At 54.7% G+C, this 14,104-nt stretch carries 17 protein-coding genes; 4 read left to right on the top strand and 13 right to left on the bottom strand.

Annotation, left to right across the window (positions count from 1 at the left end):
• Nucleotides 1-94: 94 nt before the first annotated feature.
• Nucleotides 95-613, bottom strand: coding sequence for a sigma-70 family RNA polymerase sigma factor (locus CWO84_RS17360; protein ID WP_033159083.1), 519 nt, complete (start codon nucleotides 611-613; stop codon nucleotides 95-97).
• A gap of 332 nt (nucleotides 614-945) precedes the next feature.
• Here CWO84_RS17360 and CWO84_RS17370 point away from each other — a divergent pair, with 332 nt between their 5' ends.
• The 4 genes from CWO84_RS17370 (at nucleotide 946) to CWO84_RS17385 (ending at nucleotide 5,999) form a co-directional block, all read left to right on the top strand.
• Complete coding sequence (locus CWO84_RS17370; protein ID WP_101054159.1) at nucleotides 946-2,646, top strand: exo-beta-1,3-glucanase; 1,701 nt, start codon at nucleotides 946-948, stop codon at nucleotides 2,644-2,646.
• A 99-nt stretch (nucleotides 2,647-2,745) separates the two neighbouring features.
• Nucleotides 2,746-3,543 (top strand): transglutaminase family protein, encoded by a 798-nt coding sequence (locus CWO84_RS17375; protein WP_101054162.1) that lies wholly within the window; start codon nucleotides 2,746-2,748, stop codon nucleotides 3,541-3,543.
• 89 nt (nucleotides 3,544-3,632) lie between these two features.
• Nucleotides 3,633-4,943, top strand: coding sequence for a hemolysin family protein (locus tag CWO84_RS17380; RefSeq protein ID WP_101054165.1), 1,311 nt, complete (start codon nucleotides 3,633-3,635; stop codon nucleotides 4,941-4,943).
• Between the two features lie 126 nt (nucleotides 4,944-5,069).
• Entirely contained in the window at nucleotides 5,070-5,999 is a 930-nt protein-coding gene (locus CWO84_RS17385) for a 2OG-Fe(II) oxygenase (RefSeq protein ID WP_240618090.1), read from the top strand.
• Nucleotides 6,000-6,056: 57 nt separating this feature from the next.
• Here CWO84_RS17385 and CWO84_RS17390 read toward each other — a convergent pair whose 3' ends face one another.
• The 12 genes from CWO84_RS17390 to nifV form a co-directional block, all read right to left on the bottom strand.
• Nucleotides 6,057-6,497, bottom strand: a complete 441-nt coding sequence (locus CWO84_RS17390) for a SoxR reducing system RseC family protein (RefSeq protein ID WP_101054168.1) — start codon at nucleotides 6,495-6,497, stop codon at nucleotides 6,057-6,059.
• A gap of 10 nt (nucleotides 6,498-6,507) precedes the next feature.
• Nucleotides 6,508-7,038, bottom strand: a complete 531-nt coding sequence (locus tag CWO84_RS17395) for a flavodoxin (RefSeq protein WP_020483339.1) — start codon at nucleotides 7,036-7,038, stop codon at nucleotides 6,508-6,510.
• Nucleotides 7,039-7,062: 24 nt separating this feature from the next.
• Complete coding sequence (gene grxD / locus CWO84_RS17400) at nucleotides 7,063-7,680, bottom strand: Grx4 family monothiol glutaredoxin (protein ID WP_033159089.1); 618 nt, start codon at nucleotides 7,678-7,680, stop codon at nucleotides 7,063-7,065.
• A gap of 470 nt (nucleotides 7,681-8,150) precedes the next feature.
• Nucleotides 8,151-9,452: an ATP-dependent Clp protease ATP-binding subunit ClpX gene (clpX, locus tag CWO84_RS17405; protein ID WP_101054171.1), complete on the bottom strand. Its 1,302-nt coding sequence runs from the start codon at nucleotides 9,450-9,452 to the stop codon at nucleotides 8,151-8,153.
• 1 nt (nucleotide 9,453) lies between these two features.
• Nucleotides 9,454-10,305, bottom strand: a complete 852-nt coding sequence (gene nifM, locus CWO84_RS17410) for a nitrogen fixation protein NifM (RefSeq protein ID WP_346426970.1) — start codon at nucleotides 10,303-10,305, stop codon at nucleotides 9,454-9,456.
• Nucleotides 10,306-10,307: 2 nt separating this feature from the next.
• Nucleotides 10,308-10,784, bottom strand: a complete 477-nt coding sequence (locus CWO84_RS17415; RefSeq protein ID WP_033159092.1) for a nitrogen fixation protein NifZ — start codon at nucleotides 10,782-10,784, stop codon at nucleotides 10,308-10,310.
• Entirely contained in the window at nucleotides 10,781-11,095 is a 315-nt protein-coding gene (locus tag CWO84_RS17420; RefSeq protein WP_033159105.1) for a nitrogenase-stabilizing/protective protein NifW, read from the bottom strand. The genes CWO84_RS17415 and CWO84_RS17420 overlap by 4 nt, the downstream gene beginning before the upstream one ends.
• A gap of 5 nt (nucleotides 11,096-11,100) precedes the next feature.
• Entirely contained in the window at nucleotides 11,101-11,223 is a 123-nt protein-coding gene (locus CWO84_RS25190; protein ID WP_256438917.1) for a hypothetical protein, read from the bottom strand.
• Nucleotides 11,224-11,297: 74 nt separating this feature from the next.
• A complete protein-coding gene (locus tag CWO84_RS17425; protein ID WP_084153507.1) occupies nucleotides 11,298-11,837 on the bottom strand; it encodes a hypothetical protein in 540 nt (179 codons plus the stop codon).
• Nucleotides 11,837-12,613, bottom strand: a complete 777-nt coding sequence (gene cysE / locus CWO84_RS17430; RefSeq protein WP_033159093.1) for a serine O-acetyltransferase — start codon at nucleotides 12,611-12,613, stop codon at nucleotides 11,837-11,839. Before cysE ends, CWO84_RS17425 begins: the two co-directional genes overlap by 1 nt.
• Nucleotides 12,610-12,777 (bottom strand): hypothetical protein, encoded by a 168-nt coding sequence (locus tag CWO84_RS24495; protein WP_165385990.1) that lies wholly within the window; start codon nucleotides 12,775-12,777, stop codon nucleotides 12,610-12,612. The genes cysE and CWO84_RS24495 overlap by 4 nt, the downstream gene beginning before the upstream one ends.
• A gap of 11 nt (nucleotides 12,778-12,788) precedes the next feature.
• Complete coding sequence (gene nifV / locus CWO84_RS17435; protein WP_101054177.1) at nucleotides 12,789-13,910, bottom strand: homocitrate synthase; 1,122 nt, start codon at nucleotides 13,908-13,910, stop codon at nucleotides 12,789-12,791.
• Nucleotides 13,911-14,104: the final 194 nt, after the last annotated feature.

The following is a 14,104-nucleotide window of genomic DNA, read 5'->3' on the forward strand; positions in this document are numbered from 1 at the left end:
AGGCGCGAAAGCGATCATACCAAGCAGGGCAAGCGGTGGCAGTCAACGGCATCGGGATGAAGTGGGTTGTGGAAAAATAATGCGGGCTTTTTGCTTAATCGGCCAGTTGCCGGGCGCAATGCGCCATGGCTTGGGCCAGCAGCTTATTGACTTGGGACTTAGAAACCCCTAAACGTTCGGCGATTTGGGTATAGGTCAGGCCATCGACCCCATGCAGTAAAAACACAGTGCGGCAGGCTTGCGGCAACTCGCCCAGCGCATGCTGCAACGCGGCCAGACGTTGTTGACCTATCAACACCTGTTCCGGCGGCGCGGCGTTACCGGGAAGAGTGTCAACCAGCGCATCAATATCTTCGTCGGCACCGTAACGGTCCCTGACCATGGTTTTGCGCTGATGATCGATGGTCAGATTAATCGCAATCCGAAACGCCATGGCCCGCGCATTATCCGGCGGCGTTTTCTCGGCTATTTGCCGCAGTCCCAGGTAGGTGTCATGGGTTAATTCGGCGGCAATGTCCGGGCATTTCAAGCGCCCGGTTAAAAAGCGCAATAACTCATCGGCCAAGGACTCGGTCCAGAACGCGGAAATATCGGTCATTGGCTGTGCACTCATGCGTATCGGAAATATCCAAAGCTTCAATCAAAAACAGCAGCCGGCCGGCACCCCGCCAAAGCCTTACCGCATAGCTGCGTCAGAGCGTGTGCAATTATCGAACCAAAGGCGAATATTGCCGGCAAGCCCCGCCCGGCGTCCTGCCCTGCTTTGCTCCTTAGTGGCGGGCCGCCCGCGAATGCGGCAAATAACCTGCGGCATAACCGGCAGATAACATAGTTTTATCGAGAATCGCCGCCAGACTCAGCGACTTTGATTTTTAGCGCGCGCCAAGACTGTATAATCCCGGCAATCCCACATATTTATTCACTCAGCTTAACCATCCCCCAGTCATGCGCACCACCCATCTGTTTTTCTGCCTCATTTTCATCCTTGCCGTTCACGGCGCTATCGCCTGGAGCCTGAATCGCCCCCAGGACGCCGGTGTCGATGTGCCTTCTGGTAAATTGCGCAGTTTGTCGTTCGCCCCTTATCGCGAGGGATTCAGTCCGATCGAAGAAAAGTTTCCATTGCCCGAACATATCGACGCCGACCTGGGTTTGATTGCCGATAAAACCCATACCATCCGCACTTACTCCATCCTCGGCGGCATGCAGCCGACGCCCGAATTTGCGCGCAAACACGGGGTGGAAATGATCCAAGGCGGCTGGCTGGGCGATGGGCATGCCAGCAATAAAAAGGAAATCGCCGCGCTGATCGAAGCGGTCAACGCCCATCCGGACGTGATCAAACGGGTGCTGGTCGGTAACGAAGTGCTGCTGCGTAAAGACATGGATGTAGACACGCTGATCGGCTATATCCGCCAGGTTAAACAGGCGGTGAAACAGCCGGTGTCGTATGCCGATGTCTGGTCTATCTACTTGAAATATCCGCAACTGATGCAGGAAGTCGACTTTATTACCGTACACATTCTGCCCTATTGGGAAGACGAGCCGGTGGCGATTGAGGAGGCGGCCGGACATGTGGAGAAGATCGTCCAACAAATCGAAGCCAAAGCCCACAGCATGGGCCTGAGCAAGCCGATTCTAATCGGCGAATCCGGCTGGCCGGCCGCTGGCCGCCAGCGCGGCCGAGCGGTGCCCAGCGTGGTCAACGAAACCCGCTTCATACGCAGCCTGATTGACGTAGTAAACCGGCACGGTTTGGATTACAACATCGTCGAAGCCTTCAACCAGCCCTGGAAAAGCCATAACGAAGGCGTGGTCGGCGCCAACTGGGGCTTGCTGACTATCGACCGCGAACCGGTGTTTCCGCTGACCGGCCCGGTTTACGAAAACCCGGACTGGCTAGGGCATTTTGCCTGGGCGACGGGTTTGTGGCTGGTAATGGTTGCGGTCTATTTTAAAAAATTGGCCCAGTTGCCTTGGCCGCGCCAGATTGTGTTTTTGACGCTGGCCCAAGTATTTAGCGTTTGTCTGGTCACGCTGGCAAGTTTTGCGTGGTTTACCAGCTATAGCATATGGCAACAGGCTTACACCCTCTTGACTATCGCCGCCAACGGCGTGTTGAGCGCTTTGCTGCTGCAACGCAGTTATGTGATTTTAGCCGAGCAATCCGCAGCGCCGACCCTGGCCCATCGCTTGAGAAGCGCCTATTTATTTTTCGGGATTTTGGCGCTGTACAAAACTTACAGCTTGGCGCTCAACGGCCGGTATCTAAGCTTTCCCGTCGAACAATTCGCGATTCCGGCCATCGGCGTCTGCGGTTTGATCGTGTGCCTATGCCTGGCCCAGCGGCGCTTTGACCGGCAGATGCTGCGCTTTGACAGCCTGTCCGGCGGGGATTCGCAAACGCCACGCGACCGCTTGCTGGCCTATTTTTTAAGCGCCGGCACCTTGGCGGTAGTGATCGGCGAGACCCACGAGTTTATGGCGGCCTACGATTTCATCCAAGCGCATCCCGGCTTTAGTGACGGTTTGCCGGTGGCGCTGGGGTATACGTTTTACAATCAGCAGCTCGTCGCGTGGTTGCTGTGTATACTGGTGCTGTCGATCCCGTTCTGGCCTCTCCGCTCAGGCAAAGCCAAGATTTAACCCGCAAGACCAAGTGGCTTAAGCGGTTGGTATCGGCATCTAACGGGCTGCGCTTGCCATCAACGCTGATTTTTCGATAATCAACACCAGGACCCTCATATGTGGCTGCGCACGAGTTGCGAAATAACCTTCGATGTCAGCATCGACACCCCTTTTATTTTGATGCTGCGGCCGCGTAGCGGCGCAAATCAATGGGTGGCGCGGGAGTCGTATACCTTGACACCGACGGTGCCGGTCTTCGAGTTTACCGACTACTACGGTAATCTTTGCCAGCGCCTGATTGCCCCACCCGGCGAGTTTGCCGTGCGCACCAGCGCCGATATTCACACCCATGAGCATATCGACGTCTGCCCCGGCGCACCGTTCACCGAAGTGCAACATTTGCCGGATAGTGTGCTGACCTATTTGACACCCACCCGCTATTGCGAATCCGACCGGTTTATCGACCTGGCCCAGGACATCGTCGCCGACGCCATCCCGGGCTACGACCAAGTCGCCACCGTGCACCGCTGGCTGCGCGAGAATATCCGCTTCAATCCGGATTCGCCGCATTTCCAGCTCTCGGCGGTTGAAACCAATCTGGCCGGCGAAGGCGTCTGCCGCGAACTGGCGCATTTGGGCATCGCCCTGTGCCGGGCTTTATGCATTCCGGCGCGAATGGTGGTCGGTTATTTATACGGTTTGCAGCCCATGGATTTTCACGCCTGGTTCGAGGCTTATGTGGATGGGCGCTGGTACACCTTCGATCCCACTCAAGCCGAGCCTTGCGGCGGCCGGGTCATCGTCGCTTACGGCCACGATGCGGCGGATGTGGCCATTTTTACCCAATTCGGCCCGGCGCTGTATCCGAGCCATATGGCCGCCAATGTCGAACGCCTACCCGGCCCGCCCGATTAAGCGCGATCTGAGCTGAGCAGCATCACGTAACAAGCAAAGACCCGGATTACCGGTATAATGCTGTTTCCGCTGTAATCAATGCTTTATCTATGAGTAATCTTGTCCTGGTCGCCTGCGCCTTGCTGCTGGTATGTCTCAACGGCTTCTTTGTCGCAGTCGAGTTCAGTTTGGTTAAATTGCGACAAACCCGGATTAAAGCCATTGAACAAACCGAAGGTTGGCGAGGCAGGATACTCGCCAAAGTACACAGGCAACTCGATGCCTACTTATCCGCTTGCCAGCTCGGCATTACCCTCGCCTCCCTGGGTTTGGGCTGGATCGGCGAACCGGCTTTTGCCGACCTGTTAGTTCCGCTGTTTGCCAAAGCCGAAATCACCTCTCCCGAAATCATCCACAACATCTCGTTTGGCTTTGCGTTTTGCACCATCTCCTTTCTGCATATCGTGGTGGGCGAACAAGCGCCCAAATCGCTGGCGATCCGTAATCCGGAAGGCATAGGTTTATGGAGCGCCGGACCGCTGTATGCGATGTATTGGTTGATGTATCCGGCGATTTGGTTGTTAAACGGCAGCGCCAATCTGGTGTTGCGCATAGCGGGCTTGAGCAACAGCCATAATCAAGACAGCCATTATTCCAACGAGGAATTGAAACTGATTTTGCGCTCCAGCCGGGCTGGTGAAAACCTGACCAGCGACGAATGCAATGTACTGGCCAAGGCCCTGGATTTCGGCAAGTTGGAAGTATCCGATTTAATGCGGCCTATCCACGAAATCACCGCGCTGTACCAAGGGCAATCTCAACAACAAATGCTGGATACGGTGTATAAAAGCTGCTTCAGCCGCTACCCGTATTTCGATGGCAACGGCATCGACGTGTTGGGTGTCATCCACTTGAAAGACTTATTCCTGGCGCAACAAAACGGCCAGCAAATCGACGATTTGGAACCCTATTTACGGCCGATTCAACATATCTCCGCGCATATGCCCGCTCTGGAATTATTCCGCCGCTTTACCCAAGGCTCACCGCACTTTGCCGTCATCGGCCAGAAAGGCCACAAGCCGCACGGCTTTATCACGCTGGACAATTTGTTGTCGGCCATGGTCGGCGAAATCCGCGACGAATTTCGAAAAACCGAAAGCGACTGGACCCGTCAAGACGACGGCAGCTTGCTGGGTAAAGGCAGCTTGCCGATTTTCTCCCTGGAACGGATTCTGGGTATTGATGTGGAAAACGAAGAACTGGATCTGGACGATGTCGACTCGGTGGGCGGCATGATTCTGGCGCAATTGCGCGACATTCCCGACGCCGGCGAGCGCATTGCCTTCAACGATTTTGAAATCGTTGTGAAGGAAATGAACGGACCGCGCATCGAATGGGTGCAGGTTTATCCGAAACAGTAAAGATTCCCAAACCGCATCAGCGTAATGCCTCCGCTTGTCATTTTGGCAACACAAACCTGCTGTGCGTCAATTCGATTGCTGCCCGCTAAGCACTGTTGCCATGTCATTCAAATAGGAAATTAACCGTTGCTCGCGCAGCCCATCCAGTACGATAGCCCGTTCCCTTTTTTTTACGACAATTCGGCGTTTTCCGAAGAACAGTGCACGGTGCTTGAGCGCTTATTTTTGCTGGATGCCGAGTGGCAACATCGGGATGGAGCGTTTTATCGGTGTTCGCTTAGAGACGTTACCGAGCACATTCCAGCGGCGTTTCAAACCGAAGTGCTGGCGAGAATGCGCGAGATTACCGGATTGCCGCTGACCAGTCGTTTGTTAGTCACGGCCCAACGCATGCTGCCCGGACAAGTGATTGGCATACACAGCGACCGACCGCTGGTGGGGTATGAGATTGCCCGACTGGTTGTGCAACTCAATAAGCAATGGCAACCCGAACATGGCGGGGTGCTGGAACTATTCGCCTCGCCGGAGAGTGACGCGGTTTTTCGGGTTAATCCGGAATATAACAAAGCCTTCGGTTTTTTACTGCATGCCGATTCGTACCATGGCGTCACGGAGGCTATTCAGCCACGACAAAGCGTGGTTTTCAATTTCTGGCATGCGGCAAATACCCCCGAACTTGCCGTACATATTCAAACCTTGTTTGCCGACATGCATTTTTCCGAACTGCCGGCGACACTCAATGCGGTGGCCTCGGCGGCGGAATCGCATCTGCCCGAGGAGACGACCTTTCATGCCGGCCTGGCGGCGCTGGCGTTGCATCGCTGGGGCTACGATGCGGCTAGCATTATCACCGGCTACCAACACAGCGCCGGCCTTACCGCCTGCGACAGCAACAATCGAGAAACCTATGCCGCCGTGTTGCTAGCGGATTGGGTGGCGTGTTTGTATCGGGACTCATTTGATTTGGCCCGTTGGAATATGTTGCGCTGCCAACTTGCAGGCATCGAAATATTTACACGCCTGAAACCGACATGGCAGCTTTGTCTGCCGGCGTAGCGCAAGCAAACGGAAGCGGACTGACTTTACACAACCAGTGCGTCAACCAGCGAAAACTCAATCGCTACCCAGCTTCTTGACGATTTGCGGCTTAAAACAAAGATGGAGCAGTAGCAGATTTTGACAGCGGTTTATCAACCAAAAGCCGGTCAGCAATGTGCTTAACGCCACTTCGGGCAAGTAACCCGTGTTATACGGAGCGGGTAGCCAGGCTTCGGCCAAGCCCACCCCGATCAGCATAAAAATCAACGGCACCAGATAGAGTAACAGCGACGTGAGCAGCAGTTGACCATCGTCTATCGCCACCATCACATGGTCGCCAGCTTGCAGGTTTATGTCGCAATCGACTGGAAATTCGCGCTTGGGGAGCACTTTCGCCAGTGTCGCCGTGCCGCAGGATTGTTGTTGCAAACAGCCGCTACAGGCATTGCTTTGCAGACTTTTGATCCAGGTACGGCCATCGCTAACGCGGGTAACGACGGCCGCTTCTTCGATCATAGCTAGCCTATCAAGCCCAGGCGGAGGAAATAGAATCCAGCCAAGCGCTGAGCCGGCCTTCGCTCAGTTCTTTCTGGTTGTCTTCGTCCAAGGCCAAACCGACAAATTGGTCGCCCAGCAAGGCTTTGGATTTTTTAAAAGTGTAACCTTCGCTGCTGGTCATGCCGACGATAGTGGCACCGGCGTCGGCAAAGGCGTCATATAAAAAGCCCAAGGCATCGACGAAATTGCCGGGATAACCTTCCTGGTCGCCCAAACCGTAGATCGCCACGGTTTTGCCGGAGAAATCGGCGCCCGCCAACGTGGGCAGAAATTCTTCCCAGCTCTCGTTATCGTGTCCGGCACTCATGCCCGGCAGTTCGCCCTCGCCGTAAGTCGGCGAACCGACGATCAAGACATCGTAGGCCAACAAATCGTCCACGGAGGCTTTATTGATATTGACCGGCTTGTCGGCCGCATCGCCCAATTTCGTCGCAATGGTCTTGGCTACTTTGCGTGTGTTGCCGGTATCGGTACCGAAAAAAATGCCTACTTTTGCCATAGTGTTGTCTCCTTGTTAACTAGATCAGATTTGAATTTGCAGTAAGCCCGGATTTGCCGCCGGTTGCTGAGCGGCCCAAGCTTCAGGCGTATGTGTCTTTAGCGTGACGGCATGCAAACGGCCGGAAGCCAGCGGCGCACTCAATGTGGCCATGACGCCTTGATGTTGTTTGATCATGGGTTGATCGGCGAACAATTCGCTGACCACGGTGATGTTCAAATCGCAACCGGCGCCTTCGATGCCGATGGTCGCCCCCGGATAGGCCGCCAGAATCAAGGCTTCCACTTCGGAATGGGTAATGGTTTGACTGGCGTCCGCACTCTCGGCGGGCTGAACGGTCGCTTGCAACAGCGGCAACAAAGTCCCCTCCTTGTACATGGCCTCGACAATGTCGGCGCCACCGATCAGTTCACCTTTGATGAACACTTGCGGGAAAGTGGGCCATTTGGAAATGGACGGCAGCTTTTCGCGGATGAACGGCGATTGCAAGACGTTGACATAAGCGTAAGGGATCTTGGTTTCGTTCAAGATGCCGACAGTCTTCGCGGAAAACCCGCATTCCGGAGCGCTAGGCACGCCTTTCATGTAAATAATCACCGGATTTTCGGCAAGTTGTTGCAAGATTTTTTCTTTAACGCTCATAGTAGGTTTTCTCAAGTAAATTAAATTCTGAAATATAAAATGCCCACCGCACGACCGATGGGCTTCACACTGTTCAGCCCATCCTACACAGACTCTCTCCCGTATGCCGCGCCGAGCACCGTAGCGTTTATCGAGACAAATCGGCAGGATAGCCGATTTGCATGCGTAGCACCCGAAGGGCGAGGCACACGGATGTTCCGAGTGAGTAGCCCGAAGGGGCGCCGCAAGGAAGCGGCGCGTCGGCGGAGGGGCTGGGAAGCCCCTTCTGCCGACCCTCGATAAACGCTACGGAGCGCAGGGTCAAAGCGGCATCCGGGTGTCTTTTCTTTTGGATACTTTTCTTTGGACAAGCAAAGAAAAGTATCGCGGCTGTCGGTCCGCGAACCGACTCACAAACAATCTGTCGCGATAGCGACTCAACACAGTTGGGTTACATCTACCGGCTAACCCAACCTACGCTCATTTGAAAATTATTCCCCGCCCGATAACCGCTTCAAATCGTCACCGTCAGTGGGTTTGTCGCGCGGCACCACTTCAATTTCCGCTTCGCCGCGTATCACCTCGGCATTTACAATGCAGCGCTCGACGTCCGGTCTGGAAGGTAAATCGAACATGGTGCGGCGCAAAACGTGCTCCATGATGCCGCGCAAACCGCGGGCGCCGGTGTTGCGGGCGATGGCTTTTTCGGCGATTTCCACCAAGGCATCCTGGGTGAATTCCAGCTCCACATCATCGAAGGCAAACAGATGTTGGTATTGTTTAACCAAAGCGTTCTTCGGTTCGGTCAAGACTTGGATCAAGGCATCCACATCCAAGGGCTCTAACGGCGCCAACACGGGGAAGCGGCCGATAAATTCCGGGATCAAGCCGAAGCGTTTCAAATCGTCCGGCTGTGTGGCATTCAGCATCGCTTCCAGCGTCGGTTTGTCGTCCGGGTTGCTGACTTCGGCATGAAAACCGATAGCGGTTTTCGGCGGCAGCAAGCGTTTTTCCACGTGTTTTTCCAGGCCCGGAAACGCGCCGCCGGCTATGAACAGAATATTGCTGGTATCCACCATGACCGAATCATTACCGCTGTGATCCTTGCGCCGGCCCTTGGAAGGAACCTTGACATGCGAACCCTCGACCAGCCGCAACAAGGCTTGCTGCACGCCTTCGCCGGACACATCGCGGGTACCGAACGCCTGTTCCGGGCTGCGGGCAATCTTGTCCACTTCGTCGATATACACCATACCCCATTCGGCTTTGCTGATCTGACCGTCGGCCACATCCAGCAAGCGCACCAGGATATTTTCCACGTCGTCGCCGACGTAACCGGCCTGGGTCAACGTGGTGGCATCAGCGACCGCGAACGGCACGCCGACGATTTTTGCCAGCGTGCTGGCCAACAAGGTTTTGCCGGTACCGGAAGGGCCTATCATCAGAATATTGGATTTACCGATTTCCACGCTGTCATCGGACTCGCCCAAACCACCGACTTTACGGCTGACGTTTTTCAAGCGCTTGTAGTGGTTGTATACCGCGACCGACAGAATTTCCTTAGCCAAATCCTGGCCGATCACATACTGATCGAGCATGGCTTTCATCTCGGCGGGCTTGGGCAAAGGGCCTTGCATATCGGCTAATTCTTTCTTCTTGCCCCAGCTGGATACCACCTGGCTGGCCAACATCACGCAGGCTTCGCAGATGTAGCCTTCCGTGCCGGCAATCATCGGCACGGCCGCCGACGCTTCGATACCGCAAAACGAACAATGTTTGGGTTCTTTTAACATGTTAGGCACTCCTGTTGACTGCGGGCAGACTGGCCAGCCACGTGCGCTGGCAATTTCTGCGGTAACGATCCTGCATGATCTGCTGAATCTTCGGTGTCGCTTTTTTCAGCGACATGGTTTCGGCCGGGATTATTTTCAGGCATTGAATCACATGAAAACCCATCTCGGTTTCCACCACATCACTGATGGCGTCTTCTTTCAAATTAAACAATACCGCATCCAGTTCCGGAAACAAGGTGCCTTTGGCCACTGTCCCCACTTCGCCGCCCTGCACTGCCGTGGGACATTCCGAATGCTTCAGCGCCAAATCGGCAAATTTATGCGGCTTACGTTTCAAGGTGCCGAGAATCTCGTTAATCCGCCGCCACGCCGCCTCGCGGGTATTGTCTGGGTAATCCGGATTGATACTGATCAAGATATGTCTGGCCTGGCGCGTCTCGGGTTTATGAAATTTTTCCGGGTGCGAGTGGTAGAAAATGCCGATTTCCACCTCGTTAACCTTGGGTGCGCGGGCGGCCACTCTATCCATCACCGCATCGACTTTGCACTGCCGATACAAAGCCGCTTTCAGCATATCGACATCCAGGCTGTTGGCGTTCAATGCCGCTAAAAAGGCGTCTTCATCTTCAAAGCGGCCGCGCACTTCCTTAAAGGCTCTATCCAATTCGGTGTCGGAAATCACCACACCGGTGGCTTCCGCCGAGTTCAGGACTCGGCCTTCGATTTCGTATTCGTTTTTGGCTTGCACTTCCACCTGGCGCAATTGCAGTTGCTCCAATTCGGCCGGCGCTTTCTGGAACAGGCTCAAGGCGGCGCGCAACAGGGTGTAAGGCTCTATCGACGTCTGGCTCATCATTATGCCTCCGGTTCTTTGAAGGTGGCCGGATCCGCCGGCTCCAATACACTTTCCGGCACCTGCATGGTTTTACCCGGAAAACGCACGTGGTAGAGCAAAGGATCGCTGTCGCGCAACACTTTCAGGATTTCGCCTTGGGTGCCGGCCGGGTAATTACCGTCTTGGGTGGGGATGTCTATCGTACACACCACCTGGTCGCGAAATTCGAAACGGCTTGGATTCCAGGGTGCATCGGCCGGGATCAATTCTTCGGCGCGGCAGCCGACCATCCGCCCGGCATCCAAAAAATGCACGGTGTAAATCACTTGGTCTTGCAGAAAGGTGCCGACTTCGATGACATTGCCGACACTGCCCCGGCGCAGCAAAAAGTCGCCGACATCCATACCCGGATAGGTGCCATCGTTGCGAACGTTGCGCGTCAGCCTAACCCGTTCGCCGAATTCGAAGCGCTCTTCGTCGTAACGTTCGTCTATCATGTTTTAATATCCGCTAGGGAAACAAACACGGTTTGCGGTTCCATCATCTTAAAGACCTTAAATACTTTTTCGGTCTGTGCGTCGGAGTCCACAAAATCGCTGTAGGCGCGCTGCAGCAGCTTTTTGTAAACTTCACGTTGCGCATCTTCGTCTTCCGGCATGTTATCGCCGGCCTGACTCAGATAATTGTGGAAGCGCTGCAGGATATGCAGCCGGTTGACGTGGACGACGGTGGTATCGTATTCCAGCTCGAAATAGCGCAGAAAGTCTTCCGCAGCTTCCAGCTCTTCCATATCTTCTTCTAAACTCATCGTCATTACCTCATCATCAGGTGATCGAGATTGGCAGGTTGTTCTCCCAATGCGTACACCACTAATAAAACCACCAGCATCACAGCTGTTTGGGCCAAAAATGGATCGGATTTTTGTTTTTTCATCATGGCGATCACCTTTAGGTTAATAGCGCGGAACAACAAACATCACTTATCGTGGGCATTCAATTGTTGGGCGATGCCTACCCGAAAGCTTGCGGCATGCGAAAAATCCCTTCCGCCGCCTCTTGCCGACGCACAACCAGCTCCAAAAGCCCCTGCGCGCCTATCCTGTCTTTGTCATCCAAGGACACCAACTTTTCGAAAATCGCCTTGCTTAGTTCCAGGTTTTCCAAGCGCATATTCAAGAAGCCGATGGATTTCAACGTAAACAGATATAGCCTGATCCGAGTCAGCAAGTCCTTTGGCGCCTCGCTGATATGCGTTCTTTCCAGCTGCCGCCAATCTTCCGGAAAATCGATGCCGGGCCGGATCAAGTTCAAGGCCCGCTCGGAGATCAATAAGGCCTCCGGTAAACGATGCTGGTAGTAATAAAACCGATTCAAAGACACCAGCACATTCAAGGATTCCGGTGCCCGCAAATACGCCTGTAATAACGGCAGCTCCGCTTCACCGGTGGCGTACAGTTCGGAAGCGTATTGGATCAAGTCCTCCACTTCCTGGCTGTCGGCTTTCTCGTAGTACAAGTCCTTGGCGTCGAATTGCAACAGATCCATTTCCATCACTTGCCACCTGCTGCTTGCTTCAGTACCACCACGTCTTCGCCGTGGCAGACACCTTCCGCTTCGCAGCTGCCGCAAGTTTCTTCCGCGACTACAAAGCGTTTTTGATTGCTTTCTAACTCGTCCAGACGTTCCACCAAACAACTCAAGGCTTTGCCCACCGGGTCCGGAACCAAATGGTGGTCCAGATCGATACCGCGTGGATCCTGAATTTTTATGCCTTTCTGCTGGATAATCCGGCCGGGAATACCGATGACGGTGCAGCAAGGTGGCACGTCTTTGATCACCACCGAGTTGGCACCGACGCGCACGTTATCGCCCAGATTGATCGCGCCGAGGATCTTGGCACCCGCACCGATCAACACGTTATTGCCTAGCGTCGGATGGCGTTTTTCCTTGTTCCAGGTAGTGCCACCCAACGTCACACCGTGATACATCGTCACGTCGTTGCCGATCTCAGCGGTTTCGCCGATCACTACGCCGGCGCCGTGATCGATAAAAAAGCGTTTGCCAATGGTGGCACCGGGGTGAATATCGACGTTGGTCAGCCAGCGGGCAAAAGCCGCCAACAAGCGCGCCGTCAATTTCCAATCGGCGTGCCACAAGCGATGGGTGACTCGGTGCAGCAACACCGCATGCACGCCGGGGTAAGCCAACAATACTTCCGGTAAGCCGCGTGCTGCCGGATCCCGGGCAAACACGCAAGCCACATCGTCGCGCCAGTCTTGCCAGAGTCCTGATGCAACGCTGGGACGCGACGGCGACAAAAACATCATTTTGCCAAGCTCCAGGTGGTTTTGCCGGGCATCGGCACGCCAGGCACCCGGAAGAACGAACCGGGGTAACGGTCATCAGGCAGTTCGTGCTGCGCCGCAGTTTGCTGTGGTACGTCGACTTTGGCGGTGCTGGGCACGGCTGGTTTTTGACGATTGCTACTCATCTGACACCTCGCTATAGGCTGTGTAAAAATTGATTCAAATCGGTCGATTGCGGTGCGCGTTTATGCAAACTGACAAACTCGCGAATCAGCGGCAGCAGGCGGCCGGCCTGCCAGCGGTTAATTTGGATACCCAATTGCTTGTAGGCATGCATCACGCCTTGACTGCCGGAATGTTTGCCCAATACCAGTTGGTGGCTGCGCCCGACCAAGGCAGGGTCGACGCCTTGATAATTGTTGGGATCTTTCAGCAAACCGTCGACGTGGATACCGGCTTCGTGGCTAAACACATCGCGGCCTATCAAGCTTTTGCGGCTGCCTATCGTGTCGCCAGAAGCGGTCGCCACTTGACGGGACAAAGCGGGGAAGTTGCGCAAGTCCACTCCGGTTTCGAATCCGTACAACTGCTTCAACCCCACCACCACTTCTTCCAAAGCGGCATTGCCGGCCCGTTCGCCCAAACCGTTGACGGTGGTATTGACGTGAGTCGCGCCGGCATATGCGGCGGCCAGAGTATTGGCGGTGGCCAAGCCCAGATCGTCGTGGGCGTGCATTTCGATGTCCATGTCGGTGACGGCGCGCAGCTTGCGAATTGCTTCAAATACGCCGAACGGTTCCATGATGCCGACCGTATCGGCAAAGCGAACTCTTATCGCGCCGGCGCTTTGCGCAGCCTCGGCCATTTGCGCCAGAAAGTCGCTGTCGGCGCGAGACGCATCTTCGGCCCCCACGCAAACCCGCATGCCGGCATCGACCGCGGTTTTCACACAGCGCTCAATGGTAGCCAACACCCAAGCCCGGCTTTGTTTCAGTTTATGTTGGATATGTTGATCGGAGGCGGAAATCGATAAATCCACGGTACCGACGCCCAAGCCCAGGCAGTGTTGCAAATCTTCTTCACGCATCCTGGACCATACCAATAAATTGCTAGGCAATTTCAATTGAGCAATGGCTTTGATTTCGTCGCGTTCCTGTACACCCATGGCCGGGATACCAATCTCCAACTCCGGCACACCCAGCGCGGACAACTGCTTGGCAATCGCCAACTTTTCCTCCAACGAGAACACCACGCCGGCCGACTGCTCGCCGTCGCGGAGCGTGGTGTCGTCGATAATGATGTCGGAGTTGCTGTTCATGGCTAAACCTTGAGTCGCAAAGTTAAAGATTTGAAAACCAGAGCGTGAATAACGCCTTCGATAGGACTAATGCAAAAGACTTGCCAACTGAAAAAGCTTGAAGAATCATGGATTGAGCGAAGGTATTGGCAGGATGGCGACAAGACAAGCTCGGGAGTGCAAGACGAATTGTCGCAAACACGACAATTTATCAT

Source organism: Methylomonas sp. Kb3 (assembly GCF_002834115.1).
Taxonomy (GTDB): Bacteria; Pseudomonadota; Gammaproteobacteria; order Methylococcales; family Methylomonadaceae; genus Methylomonas; species Methylomonas defluvii.